General features: G+C 37.2%; 15 protein-coding genes. 3 read left to right on the forward strand and 12 right to left on the reverse strand.

What is annotated here, in order from left to right; all coding sequences use genetic code 11:
* Positions 1-62: 62 nt before the first annotated feature.
* The 10 genes from NV349_RS21050 to putP form a co-directional block, all read right to left on the reverse strand.
* On the reverse strand, positions 63-824 hold the full coding sequence (locus NV349_RS21050; protein WP_036128397.1) for an iron ABC transporter ATP-binding protein: 762 nt from the start codon (positions 822-824) through the stop codon (positions 63-65).
* Complete coding sequence (locus NV349_RS21055) at positions 821-1,774, reverse strand: iron chelate uptake ABC transporter family permease subunit (RefSeq protein WP_271911166.1); 954 nt, start codon at positions 1,772-1,774, stop codon at positions 821-823. Before NV349_RS21055 ends, NV349_RS21050 begins: the two co-directional genes overlap by 4 nt.
* Positions 1,767-2,717 (reverse strand): ABC transporter permease, encoded by a 951-nt coding sequence (locus NV349_RS21060; RefSeq protein WP_036128401.1) that lies wholly within the window; start codon positions 2,715-2,717, stop codon positions 1,767-1,769. The genes NV349_RS21055 and NV349_RS21060 overlap by 8 nt, the downstream gene beginning before the upstream one ends.
* Positions 2,718-3,002: 285 nt before the next feature.
* Entirely contained in the window at positions 3,003-4,055 is a 1,053-nt protein-coding gene (locus NV349_RS21065) for a YkvI family membrane protein (protein ID WP_271911168.1), read from the reverse strand.
* 42 nt (positions 4,056-4,097) lie between these two features.
* Positions 4,098-5,204, reverse strand: a complete 1,107-nt coding sequence (menC, locus tag NV349_RS21070) for an o-succinylbenzoate synthase (protein WP_271911170.1) — start codon at positions 5,202-5,204, stop codon at positions 4,098-4,100.
* A gap of 21 nt (positions 5,205-5,225) precedes the next feature.
* On the reverse strand, positions 5,226-6,050 hold the full coding sequence (locus NV349_RS21075; protein WP_058844744.1) for a GNAT family N-acetyltransferase: 825 nt from the start codon (positions 6,048-6,050) through the stop codon (positions 5,226-5,228).
* Positions 6,050-7,195, reverse strand: a complete 1,146-nt coding sequence (locus tag NV349_RS21080) for a M20 peptidase aminoacylase family protein (RefSeq protein WP_036128409.1) — start codon at positions 7,193-7,195, stop codon at positions 6,050-6,052. Before NV349_RS21080 ends, NV349_RS21075 begins: the two co-directional genes overlap by 1 nt.
* 205 nt (positions 7,196-7,400) lie before the next feature.
* Positions 7,401-8,888 carry a peptide MFS transporter gene (locus NV349_RS21085; protein WP_036128411.1) on the reverse strand — a complete coding sequence of 496 codons (1,488 nt, stop codon included), beginning with the start codon at positions 8,886-8,888 and terminating at the stop codon, positions 7,401-7,403.
* Positions 8,889-9,301: 413 nt separating this feature from the next.
* On the reverse strand, positions 9,302-10,588 hold the full coding sequence (hflX, locus tag NV349_RS21090) for a GTPase HflX (RefSeq protein WP_249646074.1): 1,287 nt from the start codon (positions 10,586-10,588) through the stop codon (positions 9,302-9,304).
* A gap of 135 nt (positions 10,589-10,723) precedes the next feature.
* Positions 10,724-12,211, reverse strand: coding sequence for a sodium/proline symporter PutP (gene putP, locus NV349_RS21095; RefSeq protein WP_249646073.1), 1,488 nt, complete (start codon positions 12,209-12,211; stop codon positions 10,724-10,726).
* Between the two features lie 199 nt (positions 12,212-12,410).
* Here putP and NV349_RS21100 point away from each other — a divergent pair, with 199 nt between their 5' ends.
* A complete protein-coding gene (locus NV349_RS21100; RefSeq protein ID WP_249646072.1) occupies positions 12,411-13,571 on the forward strand; it encodes a class I SAM-dependent methyltransferase in 1,161 nt (386 codons plus the stop codon).
* A 61-nt stretch (positions 13,572-13,632) separates the two neighbouring features.
* Here the strand turns inward: NV349_RS21100 and NV349_RS21105 are convergent, their stop codons facing one another.
* Together NV349_RS21105 and NV349_RS21110 are read right to left on the reverse strand one after the other, a co-directional pair.
* Positions 13,633-14,952, reverse strand: a complete 1,320-nt coding sequence (locus tag NV349_RS21105) for an ABC transporter permease (RefSeq protein ID WP_036128417.1) — start codon at positions 14,950-14,952, stop codon at positions 13,633-13,635.
* A 1-nt stretch (position 14,953) separates the two neighbouring features.
* The gene (locus NV349_RS21110) at positions 14,954-15,640 is read right to left on the reverse strand and encodes an ABC transporter ATP-binding protein (RefSeq protein ID WP_036128420.1); all 687 of its coding nucleotides are present in this window, start codon (positions 15,638-15,640) and stop codon (positions 14,954-14,956) included.
* 423 nt (positions 15,641-16,063) lie between these two features.
* On the opposite strand from NV349_RS21110, the gene NV349_RS21115 reads away from it, so the two are divergent.
* Together NV349_RS21115 and NV349_RS21120 are read left to right on the forward strand one after the other, a co-directional pair.
* A complete protein-coding gene (locus NV349_RS21115) occupies positions 16,064-16,684 on the forward strand; it encodes a DUF47 domain-containing protein (RefSeq protein ID WP_036128422.1) in 621 nt (206 codons plus the stop codon).
* Between the two features lie 21 nt (positions 16,685-16,705).
* A complete protein-coding gene (locus NV349_RS21120) occupies positions 16,706-17,722 on the forward strand; it encodes an inorganic phosphate transporter (protein ID WP_058844748.1) in 1,017 nt (338 codons plus the stop codon).
* The last annotated feature ends 350 nt before the right edge of the window (positions 17,723-18,072 follow it).

Here is an 18,072-nt window from a genome sequence, read left to right on the forward strand (position 1 = left end):
AAATTCTCCTTTAAATAATTTATTTGATAGTCAATTGATGGTTGATCCATCGATAACTATTTTTACGAATTAAAATAAACACAAATTCGACAGCCATCCTGTTCTTGAACAGGGATATCCATATCATAGATTTCCTTCAATGCATCTGAGTTAATAATGTCATTTGTAGGACCGTTTTTAACTACACGGCCATCTTTCAATGCCACGATATTATCAGAATAAACAGAGGCAAAATTAATATCATGTAATACGATGACCACTGTTTTCCCTAACTCATCAACAAGTTTACGTAAAATCTTCATAATCTGGACAGAATGCTTCATATCTAAATTATTCAATGGCTCGTCCAGTAAGATATACTCTGTATCCTGCGCAATAACCATTGCAATAAAAGCACGCTGACGTTGACCGCCTGATAGTTCATCTAAATAACTTTGTTGCATATCTTCTAAATTCATGTAGCGAATAGCTTCGTCCACTTTTTCTTCATCTTCAGGCTTTAGGTTTCCTTTTGAATAAGGGAAACGACCAAAGGATACAAGCTCACGAATGGTTAGACGGACATTCATAAAGTTTGATTGCTTTAATATCGAGACACGCTTGGCAAAATCATCTGATTTCCAACGACGTACATCTGCTTTATCGAGTAGTACTTCGCCAGTATCTGCATTCAGTAAACGGCTTACCATTGAAAGTAGCGTGGACTTCCCTGCACCATTCGGTCCAATAAAAGATGTGATTTTTCCTGAAACAATGTCAACACTTACATCTTGAACGACAGGCTTTTTCCCAAAAAACTTCGTAATTTCTTTGACTTGAATCATCCTGCTGACCTACTTTCTCTTAATAATAAGTAGATGAAGTAAACCCCACCCACAAAATTAATAATGACACTAAGTGTAGTACTGAAACCAAATACACGTTCAACCATCCACTGTCCACCGATTAAAGCAATAATACTCATGACACAGGAGCCAGTAATCAAAATAGAATGCTTGTATGTTTTGAAATACTGATACGATAAATTTGCAACAATTAAACCAAAGAATGTGATCGGCCCAACGAGCGCCGTCGAAACGGCAATCAAGATCGAAGCTAAAATCAACATACGTTGTACCAACTTATCGTAAGGTACACCTAAATTAATCGCTGTATCTCGTCCCAAGGACATCACGTCTAATTGATTCATGTGGCGAGCACCATATGCAAACGTTATTAAAATGATAACACCTGCTAGCCAAACTAAATCTGAATTGACATTATTAAAGCTTGCAAACATTTTACTTTGTAAACCTAAAAACTCATTAGGATCGATTAATACTTGGAAGAACGTCGTAATACTTCCTAAAAACGTACCAACAATCATTCCGACAAGCAGTAAAAAATAAATCGGTCGCTTTCCTTCTTTAAATAATACTCGGTAAAAAATTAAAGCGAATATAATCATCACTACAATAGCAAGCGTGAAATTATAGTAAATATTAATGACTAATATAGATGTAGAGCCAAAGAAAAAGTAGATGAATGTTTGAATCAACATATATAAAGCATCTAATCCCATGACACTTGGCGTTAAAATACGATTATGGGTAATTGTCTGGAAAACTACTGTTGAATAGGCAATAGCTATACCTGTTAACGACATCGCTACTACCTTTATGACACGACGTGGAAAAGCATAATGATAGTTACCATTTAGTGCCCAAAATAAATACAATAAAATAGCTATTATGGCAAGACCTAGTAAAATGAACATTTTTGTACGATTACGCATATGCTCTCCCCCTAAACAACATGAATAGGAAGATGGCACTTCCAATTACACCAACAGTCATACTAATTGGTATTTCATAAGGGAAAATCAGTACACGTCCCAAAATATCGCAGAATAATAAAAATGACATACCAAGTAATGCTGTATGTGGCAAGGTTTTTGCCAAATTATCACCTTTAAACAGTGAAATTATGTTTGGAATAATCAAACCAAGGAAAGGAATGACACCGACTGTTAACACCACTGTTGTGGAAATAAGGGCTACCAACACTAAGCCTAAATTCACCACAAATTTATAGGATAGACCAAGGTTTTTTGCAAAATCCTCACCCATCCCAGCTACAGTAAAACGATTTGCGTAAATGTAAGCTAAAATAAGTACTGGCACACTTATGTATAACAGTTCATAACGGCCTTTCATGATTAATGAGAAATCTCCTTGTAACCATGCAGAAATGTTCTGGATAATATTCGCCTTGTACGCAAAGAATGTTGTAACGGAGGACAAAATATTTCCATACATTAAGCCAATAAGCGGTATAAAAATCGCATCTTTAAACTTAATTCGGTTTAATATTTGCATAAATAGTAATGTGCCGGCTAAAGCAAATATGAAAGCGAAGGAAATTTTTTGAAAATACGTGACATTCGTAAAGAACATCATGGAAATCAATACACCCAACCGCGTGGCATCTAATGTACCAGCTGTTGTTGGCGATACGAACTTATTCCTACTTAAGCTTTGCATAATTAAACCAGCAATACTCATACCTGCACCTGCTAGCAAAATAGCAACAAGTCTAGGTACACGACTAATTAAAAATAGTCTAGCTTCTTCTGATTGAAAGTCTAATAGGTCGCTAGGCTTAATATCTATTACTCCGATAAATAGCGACACAATAGACAGCACAATCGTTGCTGTTAAAAGATATCTTATTTTCATAGTAATCCCCGGTAGATTTCATTTTTGTGTGTAATTCACTTTCTAGTGAAAATGATTATCATTACTCACGTTTCCCATTATAAGCATGATTTTATTGTCAGTCAACCAACAATTGAGAATTATTCTCGTTTTATTGAGTATTAACTAAAAAACGTGTCTAATAAACAAAATATCAGTAAGTTCGCTAAACTCTACAACTGAAATAATTCACTATTTCTACAAATTTTTTATCCAAACAAAAAGGTAATTGAGAACAAAAGCTATCTCTCAATTACCATTTTTATATTAAATAATCTTCCTCGTACCCCTTAACCACGCAGAAACAATAAATATAATTAACACCAAACCTACATAGCCCATTACTGCATACAGCTTTGCCACTAGTGTCGTGAATCCTACAAGACTCGCTAGAAATCCGAGACCACCTATAAAAATAACTGCTACTCTATAGCTAGCTTTACTAGGCTCGAAAAACCTTACCATGAAAGAATAGAGCATTCCTACGGCCGTATTATAAATCATCCCCAAAAGGGAAATTGCCATTAAAAGGCCCACTATAGGATGAATTTCATTTGCTAAGGCTAGCATTGGAATATCTAATCCAACAATGATATTCATTTTTGCTAGAAGGGAAAAATTAACAAGTAAAATTAAAGCACCTAACAAAATGCCACCAATTATGCCACCCATGCCAGCAACTTTGGCATTGCGTATAGAACCACACATAACCGTTAGTAAAGAAAAGCTAACCCCTACATTGAATGACATATACAGTAAGGCCGTCACCCACCAACTGTTTGCACTTACTTGAACCTGTTGGGCAATAACTGCCTGCTCTACAAAGGTAAGGTCCATCGTTGCTATAGCATAGATTGCGATAATAGAGACAATTGTTAGTAGATAGGGTGTGGCAAGGGCAATGATATTAATAATGCTTTTGACATCCATCATGACCGTAGCTACTGTAAGTAAGATCATACAAATACTCCCTAGCCAAATAGGTAGTCCAAACATTTGCTGAAATGTTGCACCCGCACCAGCAAACATAATTACGGCTACACCAAATAAAAAGAGAGATAATACAAAATCCAACACAAAGCCAATCGTATTCCCTGAAATTTGATAAATCAAATCCTTATGTGAGGCTGTGCGGAGTCTTGAGCTCACTTGAGCAATACACATGCCAACAATAGAGAAGCCAACCATGGCTAACAGCGCACCATATACGCCTTGAAAGCCATAGCTTGTAAAATAGAGGACAATTTCCTGTCCTGATGCAAATCCAGCTCCAACGATGATTCCTACATAGGCCCCACCGACTTGCAAGCTTTTTTTCAATCAGTTCTCTCCTCGTTTTTCCTTTATTGACTTACTAATGCTTTATTGATAGACCTCTGTACTAATCGTTAACTTATCAATAATAGTCATATTAGGCGCATACCCAATACCAACTGACTGCGACACCTCAATATAACCATCTTTCACTACTACTTCAGGATCAATTATATCTTCATACCAATAATGACTAGAACCTGCAGTATCACCAGGTAAAATAAAATGACTAAGCGATGTTAAGGCAATATTATGTGCTCGTCCGATCCCTGCTTCTAACATACCACCACACCAAACTGGAATTCGTTTCGCTTTACATAAATCATGGATTCGTTTCGCTTCTGTTAAACCACCTACTCGTCCAATCTTGATGTTAATGACACCACAGCTCCCAAGCTCAATCGCTCGTCTGGCATCCTCAAAAGATGTGATACTTTCATCTAAACAAATAGGCGTTTTTAACTTTTTCTGTAATGTTGCATGATCGACAATATCATCCGTAGCTAATGGTTGTTCAATCATTAATAAACGAAAGTCATCCAGCTGCTGAAGTATATTTATATCCTCTAATGTATAAGCAGAGTTTGCATCCACCATCAAAGGTAAGTCTGGTAGTTCCGCACGGATTGCTCGTACTACCTCAACATCATAGCCAGGCTTTATTTTTATTTTCACCCTTTTGTAACCCTTTTCAATATGACTTTTTATTACCTCTATTAATTGCGCAGTGGAAGGCTGGATACCTACACTGACACCGACTTCAATACGCTGCTTTTGGCCACCTAATGCCTGTGCAAGTGATTGCTTCGTTAGTTGAGCATAGATGTCCCAGACAGCACCCTCTATCGAAGCCTTCGCCATACAATTTCGACGAATAGGGGCAAATAAGGAATTGACCTCATCTGGATGCCCAATCTCTTTATGTAACAAGATGGGTATCAAAAAATCCTGTAGCATATGCCATGTGGTCTTTAATGTCTCTTCTGTATACCAAGGTGCTACAAAAGCAACGGTTTCTCCCCATCCTGTAATTCCTGACTCATCTCTTGCTTCTACTAATAACAGCTCTTTTTCATCGACTGTGCCAAAGCTCGTTGTAAATGGTGTTTTCATGGGCATTTTTAAGTGCCTTAACGTTATCTTTTCTACTCTCACGATATTCACTCCTTATCCTTATTATAAGGCTAATAAGGAGCGTCTGACTAACAGATAGCTATGAACATATTCTGGGTGCTTCTTCATACGTACAATGGCATAATCTTGATTAAATAATGTAGTTAAGATTGTGCGTATTTTATAACGCCAATCCTCTGCAAGTTTTGGACTCTCTACTTTCATTTTCTGTAAAGATTGTGGAATTGGTAAGAGATAGGCATCCTTGTAAAAGGACTGCTCCATCTGAAATGCATTTTCCACATCAAGCGCAGGTAAGCCATCGACGGTTAATGTCCACGGTACAATCTCCCCCGCTATTTCTTCTAATTCATCAAGGCTATCTGTCATTTGGTCACGCTCGATCCACCATTCAACGACTAACCTATCTGAAGGTAGTCCTTCATTAAAATCATCCTGGAGCGGGCCATAGTAATCATTTTCATATTGATAGCTAGTGGCATTTAGTTTTAGAAACGCTAGATTAGCTAAACGTACTTCTAACGGTTCAATTAACCAACGGACAAGCTGAAAACCATGTTCTTTTGCATATTCTTGTTGCGCGTGCTTCAATAATTCAGCTACACCTTGTTCACGATATGCTTTTTCTACACCAATCATGTGCGAATGTAAGTACATTTCGCCATCTTGATAACCCACGAAGCAATAGTTAAAGCCAATTAGCTTTTCTCCTAAATATGCCCCTACTATTAACCCACCATTTTGTACAGCTGCTAGTAATTGATGGGAGGGAATTGCTTGGCTACCCCATATTTCTGCATTCAATTTTTGGACCTCTGCAATTTCTACCGGTGTCATTACTTTCTGTATACGCACTTGCTCTAACATTATGCTGACGCCTCCTTTGTCTGCCCTGAATCCAATGCTAGCAGTACTGCCCTCGTTAGAATTTCAACTCCCGTGACAAGTCTTGCTTGTTTAAATTTCATTTTTGGATGATGCAATCCCGGTGTAAGACCACAGCCCAAGCCAAGCATCGTTGTTTTTAAATGTGGTCGTTGCACAGCATAGTGATGAAAATCTTCTCCACCAGGTGTATGAACTGGCTTTCTTAAATTCGATAATCCCACAGCCTGTATAATGGCCTGCTCCATCATGTATTGTGCACTTGTGTCGACTTCAGCAGCTACAATATTCGCAACAGTGCGTAATTCAATCTGCACCTTATGCAAGATTTTAGAGGAATCTATAACGCGCTTTACCCCTTGTGCTAAATCATCCATTACATTATTTTGCTGGGCACGAATATCAATCGTAAACGATGCATTACCAGGAATAATATTGCCTGAATCTCCACCAGCATGAAATTTCGTCATCTTAACAGACACTGGCACCATAGGATCAGTATGAATAGTTCTTAAATCTTCAATGATCGTTGCGCCTACTTCAATGGCATTAATGCCTAGGTGAGGTCTTGCAGCATGGGCATCCTCCCCTATAATCTCCCCCTCAAGCAAGCGAGAGGCACCGTGATAGAGCGCAGCACAATACGTACCATCCTCTAGCTCATGGACAGGTCGTACATGAACACCAAATAAATAATCTAAGTCATCAATAACACCTTCCTCTAAAACAGATAACGCTCCAGTTCCCTTTTCTTCTGCCGGTTGGAAAATAACACGAATTGTACCATTAAATGATTGCTGTAAGTCTTTTAAAAGTAATAGCGTACCAATGGCCATCGTCATATGTCCGTCATGACCGCAGGAATGATTTGCACGGAAATGACCATCGACCTCCTGCCATAAGGCATCTATATCTGTTCTTAACCCCACTTTTGGATATCCATGGCCAACATCGACGTATAGACCTGTGGAATTTTTAAACCGTATAGGAGAAAATCCTTCCTGTGTTAATAGCTCAACTATATAATTGGTGGTTTCTACTTCATGCCAGCTAATTTCAGGATTTGCATGTAAATACGTAAAAATCTCCATTAACCTTGGCCTCAAATAATCTAACTCTTCTTTCATGGCTTCCAACCCCTTAAATTTTCATATTATTAAGACTATTATAACGAAAATGATTATTATCTACATAGAAACTTATACCCACATTCAATAAATTAACTACTTACGATAATATATTTCACTCTAAATTTCTTAGATAGACTTTTATTTAGATAGCAAAAAAAGATGCAAGTACAGTTACTAATCAAACTGTACTTGCATCTTTCTTTTAATTAATACCCTTCATCGCTTTTGAAATAATCGGTGAAAGTACTAATATAATAATTCCGACCACAATAGATAATGAACCTAAGAAGCCGAAGTATGTGAATTCGCTTACAACTTCATAAACCTTTACTAATTGCGCATTAATTGCTTGTGCTGCGGCACTTGTTAAAAACCATAATGACATAGTTTGTGCTGCAAAGGCTTGCGGTGCCAACTTTGTTGTAGCAGATAGACCAACTGGTGATAATAATAACTCACCAACCACTACTAGGAAGAATGACAGGACTAGCCATAAAGGGCTTACTAACGTTTCCCCACCAGATAAGTATGCTGGAATCATCATTACTAAGAATGAGAGACCTGCAAAAAACAATGCATATGAAAACTTACGTGGTGTAGTTGGTTGCTTGTCCCCCCATTTAAGCCATAGCATCGCAAATAATGGTGCCAATGTTATGACAAATAAAGGATTCAACGACTGGAACCATGAAGATTGAAGCTGAATGCCTCCAATACTTAACTGAGTACGCTCATCTGCATACGTAGCTAAAATTGTTGCCCCTTGTTCTTGTATAGCCCAGAACATTACCGCTGATAAAAATAATGGAATATAAGCAAGTAGGCGAGACTTCTCATCTTTCGTAGTTTTTTCACTGCGATACATATAAATGAAGAACACAGTTGGAATTAATACACCTAGTGCCGTAATAATAAAACTGAATACATTCATTGTTAATGTACCCGTTTTAATACCAATAGCACCTAAAATGATGATAAGTAAGGCTACAATTCCGAATTGTGTAAAGACTTTTTTACGTTCTTCAGGCTTTAATGGATTATTAACTTGTAATCCTGCTAAGCCTAAATACTTTTTCTCTGTTAATTTGTAAACAATTAAACCAACAAACATTCCAAGACCAGCTAAACCAAAGCCTAGATGGAAGCTATATTTTTGTCCAATTGTTCCGACAATAAATGGCGCAATGAATGCCCCCATATTAATACCCATATAGAAAATAGAAAAACCTGCATCACGGCGGCTATCTGTTTCAGCATAAATGTCCCCAACAATACTTGAAACGTTTGGCTTTAATAAACCTGTACCCATGACGATAAATGCCATTGAAGCAAATAACATAGTCACTCCGCCAGGCAATGCTAGCAGTAAGTGACCGATCATAATTAACACGCCACCATAAAAAATGGTTCTACGTGTTCCTAAAACTCGGTCGGCAATCCAGCCACCTATAATACCAGACATATAAACAAGTGAGCCATAGATGGCCATAATAGAGTTCGCTGTTCCGCGGTCTAGACCTAAGCCACCCTCATTCAATTCATAATACATAAAGAAGATGAGAATTGCTCGCATTCCATAATACGAGAAACGTTCCCAAAATTCCGTGAAAAACAAAGTAAAGAGCCCTTTAGGGTGTCCAACAAAGCCATTTTGAGGGACAGATTTTACAACTTCATCTTTACTAGACATACAATACCCTCTCCCAAATAAAAATTATTCTCCAAAAACATTACTACCCTAATTTAAGGATAAAAAAACTTTGTTTCATCATACTAAAGCGTTTTATTATCTTTAGCAAGAGTTTTAAAAAATGTTGAAAATTTGTCATTTTTCTATAAATTCTGATTGGTTATAGCACAAAATATTAAATCCTTTGATATATCTAAGTTTTCTCATTCTTTGTTTTCAGAAAACTGACATAAAAGCTTTAAATTATTCTAAAATATTTAACATTCGGATTTTTTACTTATTATACAAATTCACACTATTTTGTCTATAAAATTTACGAAGTCCTGTCATGTAGTTCTAGATTCTACTATTCCCACTAATCACAAAAAGCATGCCAAAAATCCTTTGGCATGCTTTGGGTGATCTACATTTTTTTAATTGACAACATATTGTTGGTACTTGGCATAATCTGCTGCCTTTACTTCAAGCGATAATAATGTACCGCCCTCTTCATAGGCTGTATTAAAAACAGAGGCATATTCATTTAAATAAGAAACAACGTTGCCTTGGTCATAAGGAATTAACATGTCACACGTCACATAATGAGAGAAGATATGCTGACGAATCAATTGTATTAATTCCTCTAAACCGATCCCTTGTTTTGCTGAAATCCACATATTATCACCGCTGACTACAGGGTAAGGAACATCTGCTATATCAGCCTTATTGTAAACATAGATTGTTGGAATGTCTTCTACTCCAACCGCCTTCAGCGTTTCATTTGTCACATCCATCATAAATCCATGCTCTGCATTTGAAACATCAACAACATGGAGTAAAAGATCAGCATCTCGCGCTTCTTCTAATGTGGATCGGAACGCTTTTACTAAATGGTGGGGTAATTTACTAACAAAACCAACTGTATCTGTCAGTAAAAATGTCTTTTTATCGGGTAGTTCAATTTGACGAACTGAAGTTTCAAGTGTAGCAAAAAGCATATCCTTTTCAAAAACCTGTTTATGTTCTTCTTGCCCTATTTGGGCAAGCAACTGATTCATAATGGTTGATTTACCCGCATTTGTATAGCCGACGATTGATACAACTGGGAGTGCATTTTTTCGACGCTGTTTACGTTGTGTTTCTCGTTGCTCTTTAACGTGCTCAAGATCCTTTTTAATTTTAGCAATTTGATCTTCAATTTTTCGTCGATCCAATTCAAGCTTCGTTTCACCAGCACCACGGTTTTTAAAGCCGCCTCCAGTACCACCGCCCTGACGACTTAGAGAGGCATGTAAGCCCACTAAGCGAGGTAGCATGTATTGTAACTGAGCTAATTCCACCTGCATTTGTGCTTCTCGTGTTTTTGCCCGTCTTCCAAAAATATCTAAAATAAGCATTGTTCGATCAATAACCTTCGTTGCTAAATCACGCTCTAAATTACGAATTTGAGAAGGCGACAATTCATCATTAAAAATAACAAGATTTGCTTGCGCTTCTTCATAAAAATTTTTGATTTCTTCTATTTTACCTGTCCCCACATAATGAGACGGTGTAACACGCTCCAAATTTTGCGTGACAACGCCTACTACTTCCACATGCAAGGCCTCTGCTAAATTTTTTAGCTCTTCCATAGAATAATCAAAATGCTCATCATTTCGTAAATTTACGCCAACTAATATGGCCTTTTCAAGTAATACATCGACTTCCTTAATTCTATCCATTAGAAACCTCCCACCAAAGCTTGGTGTCTCTACGACAAATTTTCTTCATTTTACCATATATAACTCTTTTTCGTATCTCTTGATATTCAGCTATTTTTCTAAAAAATGCGCCTCTTAAGAAAAGGCGCATTTTAACTATTTTCTTTCTTCTTTTAGTATTGTCTCTGAGCGAGTGAACTCTTCTTCAATTTCTTTATTTGGTCTATATGTCAGCATACTGACAACAATCGCAACAATTAAACAAACAAAGAAGCCAGGAACAATTTCATATAGAGCACTTGATAAAACATCCACTTTACCCCAAACAAACGCAGTTGCAGCCCCTGTTATCATTCCGCTAAGTGCCCCATAATTCGTGAGCTTTCTCCAATATAAAGAGAGTAAAATAATAGGTCCAAACGCTGCACCAAATCCTGCCCAAGCAAAGCCAACTAAGCTTAAAATGGAACTATCTGGATTCCACCCTAGGATTGCTGCAATAATTGCAACAACTAATACAGCCATACGCCCAACAAACACATAATGTTTATCATCTGCTGTTTTATTAAATAAAGCTTTATAAATATCCTCTACAAGCGCTGAGGAAGTCACAATAAGCTGTGAGGAAATGGTACTCATAACAGCTGCTAAAATAGCCGCCAGCATAATACCGGCTATAAATGGATGGAATAAAACTTGTCCTAGGACAATAAATACTGTTTCAGCGTCTTTCAGCTCACCAGCGTTTTGCTCATAATAGGCTACCCCTACCAAAGCTGTCCCAATAGCACCGAATAAACTTAACATCATCCAGCCAATACCAATACGTCGAGCCTGCTTTGTTTCTTTCACAGAGCTAATTGCCATAAAGCGAACAATGATATGTGGCTGTCCAAAATAACCTAATCCCCAAGCAACTGAAGAAATAATTCCTGCCGCTGTCGCAGTGGCTGGTAATAAATTTAGAAGATCTGGACTAACCGCTTTAATAGAGGTAATTGTATCTCCTATCCCACCTGTTACAAATAGCCCGAATAACGGTACCATAATAAGTGCTAAAAACATAATAAGCCCTTGTAAAAAATCTGTATAACTAACCGCTAAAAACCCACCGAATAGGGTATAGGCAACTGTTACGCCTGAAACGATTAATAACCCTGTGTGATAATCATAACCAAATGAACTCTCGAAAAACTTGCCTCCTGCTACCATTCCTGACGATACATAAAACGTGAAAAATAATAGGATGATAATACCTGAAGCAATCCTAATAAGCTTAGTATTATCACGTAATCGATTATCCAAATAACTTGGAATGGTAATGGAATCATTCGTAACCTGTGTGTAAACCCGTAAACGTGGTGCAACAAGCAGCCAGTTTAAATAAGCCCCTATTGTAAGTCCAATCGCAATCCAAGCTTCCACAAGACCTGATAAAAATATCGCACCTGGTAAGCCCATAAGGAGCCAGCCAGACATATCCGCAGCACCTGCACTTAGCGCAGTAACCGCTGGACCTAAGGAACGACCGCCAAGCATATAGTCTGTTAAATTGGATGTTTTCACAAATGCATACCAACCTATTGCTAGCATGGCGACCATGTAAATAATAATTGCTAATAATTGATACATGTTATCTGACATATTTTCTCCTCCTTTTTTCCTCTTTAGTATCTCCAATTCAAAAAGAATTACTATATTTAAGATACCATGAATATACAATTCCACCTATAAATACTCAGAATTTTTATTAAAATTTTTCCGAATGTCAAAGTAGCCATTGTCTATTATAAAATGTGTTAAACTAGTGCCATCTATTACACAATAAAGTAGGCGAAAATGTATGACATTTGAAGAAATGAAAGCTCTGCTCATTGAGCAAATTTTACAGCAACAGCTTGTGACTGCTACAATCAGTCAACCACGCATGAAATCGAACGAAATCAAACGTATAAAATTAAAGCCATTAATGTTAAAAAATCATTATCATATACAAATTGAATACCAATATGAACGCATTTTAAAACATGAAAATATTGAAGTGGCCGATTTCCCTTACAAGCTTGAAGCCATTTTTGAGGATTATCGTCAAGCACATATCGATTTTGTAGATGAAAAAGTACATGTGCAATTATCCAAAAAGAATAAGGTCCTTTGGAAATCTAATAAATCGACCTCCCCTAAACAAGTCAATTTAGCTCATAATCGAAAAAAAAATTATTTACTATCTGATGACCAGCCCTATCCATTTTTAATTCGGCTTGGGGTACAAACAGAGGAAGGGAGAGTAAAGAAACAAAAATACGATAAGTTTAAGCAAATTAATCGTTTCATTGAATTTATTGATGATGCTTTAACTTACTTACCTCAGGATCGACAAGTGCGTATTTTAGATTTTGGTTCGGGTAAATCTTACTTAACCTTCGCTTTGTATCATTATTTAAAAATCGAAAAGGGCTTAGACATTCGTGTTACTGGTTTAGATTTAAAAAAAGAGGTTATTGAAGAATGTTCAAGAATCGCACAGGATCTAGGCTATGACCAGCTCGAATTTCTTGTAGGAGATATTAATGATTATAATGATGAATCTGCTGTGGACATGGTGGTAACACTACATGCATGTGATGTTGCGACAGACATGGCACTAGCTCGTGCTGTGAAATGGGGGGCCAGTGTAATATTAAGTGTCCCTTGTTGTCAGCATGAGTTAAATCGTCAATTAAATACGCCAGCTCTTGATATTATGTTGCAACACGGTCTTGTTCGAGAACGTTTTGCAGCACTAGCCACAGATGCTATTCGTGCTGAAATATTATCCTTGGTTGGCTATGAGGCACAGCTTTTAGAGTTTATTGATATGGAAAATACCCCTAAAAACATTTTAATCCGAGCATATCAAACAGGTAAAAAACCTAGTGAAGAGCAACGCGCCAGCTATGATGCCTTCTTAAAATTGCTCAATGCCACACCATTTTTAGCTAAAGAGTTAAAAGATTATTTATAATCTACGGGGTACTCCTTCCCTAATAGAAAGGCGATCCATCTTTGAAATGGACCGCCTTTTATTATAGCTCTTGTCGTAAAGCTTGAATCACATCTATTTTAGTCGCTTTGCGTGCTGGACGATAGCCTGAAATCATCGCTACTCCGATACTAATGGCGGCTGCAATAATGACTAATTGCCATGGTATAAGAGAGAATATTATATCATTTGTTGCAAAAGCCTCCTCTCCTGTCGCTGCCTTAAGAATCAATGGTAATGCTGCGTTAGCCGCAAAGCTGATGGCATACGAAATAACAACCGCAATAAACGTTCCAAAAATACCAATAAACGTGCTCTCCATTAAGAATAATCGTTGAATAAGCTTCGGACTTGCACCAATCGCCTTTAACACACCGATTTCACGTGTACGCTCTGTGACAGCCATTGTCATTGTATTAAAAATACCAATAGAAGCAATCAGCACCGCAATCGTCCCTACAAAGATTAAGCCAATTTTTAGTACAAGGAAAAATACATTCATTTGATCTAATTGTTCGGTCACTGAATAGACACTATAGCCTTTACCCTTTAACTTCTCCAAAATCGGCTTTACATTTTCTAAAGTATCCGCATAAATATTAAATTCTGAGTAAAATAGCTCATCTTCTTTGATATCACTATTGGCAGGTATATTTTCAGCTAACACTGACTTTTGTGCTTTATCCATGTGAATGGCGTTATCAACCATCCAATCATAAGAAGGCTTCTCCATCACACCAACAATTGTATAGGCCATTTTTTGCGTTTCATCATTTGTGCCAGTATGAGGCACTAAGGAAAGCTCTATATTTTTTCCAATTAATGATTCTTTATAGCCTTCTTCACTACCATCATAGTATGTTCCTTCTGCTTCAGCCTTTTTACTCTTTTCTTCAATAATATTGCGTTCTGCCGCATTCAATAATGTTTGACCAAAATGATAGCCTACAACAATTTCATTTGGCTTTGTTGGATAGTGTCCTTTTGCAAGCTTGCCGTTCACCTGCTCAAAGTCCTGCATATCCGACAAAATTAAATTAGAGGTTGTATCACGATCACCTAAAAAGGAATGTGCAGAAGCATTCACACTTATCGTTTCAAGCACCGTTTCTACATGGTTCAAATTTTTAATTTCTTGTACTTGCTCTTCTGTCAATTGCTTATCGCCATATACTTGAATTTTCGTAACTGTTTCATTCGAAAGAATTTCATTGCGTAAAGATTCCTGTAATCCAAAACCAACGGATGCTAGCACAATCAGAAAAGCACAGCCCATCGTTGCAGCTAATATCGTCATAAACACGCGCAGCTTATTTTTCTTAATATGTTGTGTTACAAAATCTAGTTGATCTTTAAATAACATGTTAAGCCTCCTCCTTTACAAGTTCGCCATCATACATGCGAAAACGTCTATGTGCTATCGTGGCCACTTCTTCATCATGCGTAATAATGACAAAGGTTAGCCCTAGCTCACGGTTTAGGCTCTGGATAAGCAATAAAATATCTTGCTCGGTTTCTGAATCAAGACTTCCTGTAGGCTCATCAGCAAGCAATATCGGAGGATTTGTGATAAGGGCACGCGCAATACTGACACGCTGTTGTTGTCCACCAGATAATTCATTAGGATAATGATCTGCCACTTCTGTCAGACCAACTTTGTCCATTAATTTCTTTACCCTTTCTTTCCGTACAGCCTTACGTAAGCCCTGTAGTTTTAAAGGTAATTCAATATTTTCGAAAGCCGTTAAACCCGGCATCAACTGAAAGTTTTGAAAAATAAAGCCAAATTGACGTAAGCGAAAAGCAGCACTTTCTGTTTCAGTCAGATGGGCTGTTTCCTTACCATTTACTTTAATAGACCCCTGTTCAGCTTTCATAAAACCAGCAAGAACTTGTAATAAGGTCGATTTGCCAGAGCCACTTTTTCCTACAATGGCAACAATCTCTCCTTTATTAACTTCAAAGTTCACACCTTTCAATACTGGAACCTGTTTTTCCTTCCCTCTTTTACCAATTAAAAATGTATGTTGTAAGTTTTCAACTTGAATCATTTGTTTATAAACGCTCCTTTCTCATTCATTTCCCATTGTAGAAAACAATTCTTAATAAAGAGAAAGGATAAAAATGAAGAAATTCTTAAGAATAAGAAGACTTCCTCATAGTACAAACGTATTTACATTAGCTTTACAATTCATCATGCTATTTCTCTTGTTATTCATCCTATTTTTCGTTGTAATCTGTACCAAACAGAAAAAATTATAAGGTAATTCCTTATTAAATAAGGACTTTACCTGTATCTATAAAAATAAATACAGTCTGTTCCCCTTTCTTTTTGTGAACGAAATAAATATTACAGGAATGTAAATTTTCATGTCGAATATAAAGTTTTTATGTAGATAAATTAAAGATTTTGTTATGATAATAAAGTTTAGAGGTCGATTAATTTTATTTACATCCAGGAGGATTCGATTTACATGCTTAACTCAAAAAAACAAGACCCTTTCTTTATTGCATTGCATAAAATTGCTGAAAATATGAGAGAGGCTGTACATTACGCAAATGATTTTCGTATTAACAGTGTAGCTGACCTAAAAGAGATTAGCATTACAATGAAAAATTACGAAACTGCTGGCGATAAGCTCATTCATGAACTGATCGTAATGCTAAACAAATCATTTATGACACCTATTGAACGTGAGGATATTTTAGAGTTTGCCATTCGTATGGATGATATTTTAGATGGAACAGAACACTGTATTGCACACTTTGAAATGTTTTCCCTGACAGAAATCGATGAATCCATGCGTACGTTCTTAGGGTTTATTTCTAAAAGTGCTGATGAAATTGTTAAAGCGACTGAAGAGTTAAAGAAAAAGAATCTAATTGGCATGCGTCCACACGCAATTCTTATTAAAGACTATGAACGTGAATGTGATGAGGTACAGCGTTCTTCCATTAAGAAATTATTTTTAAATGAAAAAGATCCAATTCGCCTCATTAAATTTAAAGATATATATGAACAACTTGAAGATATCGCTGATCATTGTCAAAACGTAGCAAATACTATGGAAACAATTATCATGCGCAACGCATAATTAGGAGATGGGCACTTTACAATGAACACAATCATTATACTAACCGTACTGGTCGTCATCTTTGCCCTTACATTTGACTTTATCAATGGCTTCCATGATACAGCAAATGCTATCGCAACTTCGGTTTCCACTAGAGCATTGCCACCTCGAGTAGCAATCATCATGGCAGCAACCATGAACTTTATCGGTGCTATTACCTTTGTAGGGGTTGCAAAAGCTCTAACAAAAGATATTGTAGACCCTTTCTCTTTAAATGCTTTTGAAGGTGACACAACCGGTTCAGTCGTTATTTTAGCTGCATTAATTTCAGCTATAATTTGGAATTTATTGACATGGTATTTTGGTATTCCATCTAGTTCTTCTCACACATTGATTGGCTCTATTGCCGGCGCTGCTATCGCTTCTGCTGGCTTTAATGTACTAAACTATGGTGGCTTTACTAAAATTATTATGGCGTTAGTTTTTTCTCCAATACTTGCTATTTGCGCAGGTTTTATTATGATGACGCTATTTAAAATATGGTTTAAAAATTTAAACTTATATCGAACAAATAAAGGTTTCCGTACTATGCAAATTTTCACTGCGGCCATTCAATCATTTACCCACGGGACAAACGATGCACAAAAAGCAATGGGGATTATGACAATGGCGTTAATTGCTGGTGGTTTGCATACAGGAGATGAAATACCGTTCTGGGTGCGTGCAGCAGCAGCAGCAGCAATGGGTCTAGGTACATCGATAGGTGGTTATAAAATCATCAAAACCGTTGGCGGTAAAATTATGAAAATCCGCCCTGTTAACGGTGTAGCAGCAGATTTAGCTTCCGCTACTGTCATTTTTGGGGCTACGTTAGTCCACTTACCAGTATCAACCACACATGTTATTTCTTCATCTATAATGGGTGTTGGTTCTGCACAGCGTGTACGTGGTGTAAACTGGGGTATGGCCCGCAAGATTGTCACTACTTGGATTATTACAATGCCAATTTCAGCCGTTATGGCATCTGTTATTTATTTCCTCTTATCATTATTCTTTTAATAAAAGGCTCCTGTCCAATAGATGGACAGGAGTCTTTCATGTTGTTGAAAAAAGGTAATGTCAACGGCATAATAAGCAATTTGGTAAGACGAGGGGTTGATTTCCGTTCCGCCAGCGTCCTTTCCAGGGGGCGTCCGATGGGCCGCTTCACTCACTGCGTTCGCTCCAGGGTCTCCTCTGTGACGCTAGATCCCCTAGGAGTGACACTGGCTCCACTCCAATCAACCATTCTGCAAAGTGTCTTTTCCTGAACAAAATAGCCCATTATTTATATTATAAGAGAGAATAGCCTCTTACTTTCAATTTGGAGAAGTGATGTGTGACAACACCCCTCCATAAAAGAGTAGTGA

Origin of the sequence: Lysinibacillus sp. OF-1, assembly GCF_028356935.1 — a bacterium.
GTDB lineage: Bacteria > Bacillota > Bacilli > Bacillales_A > Planococcaceae > Lysinibacillus > Lysinibacillus fusiformis_D.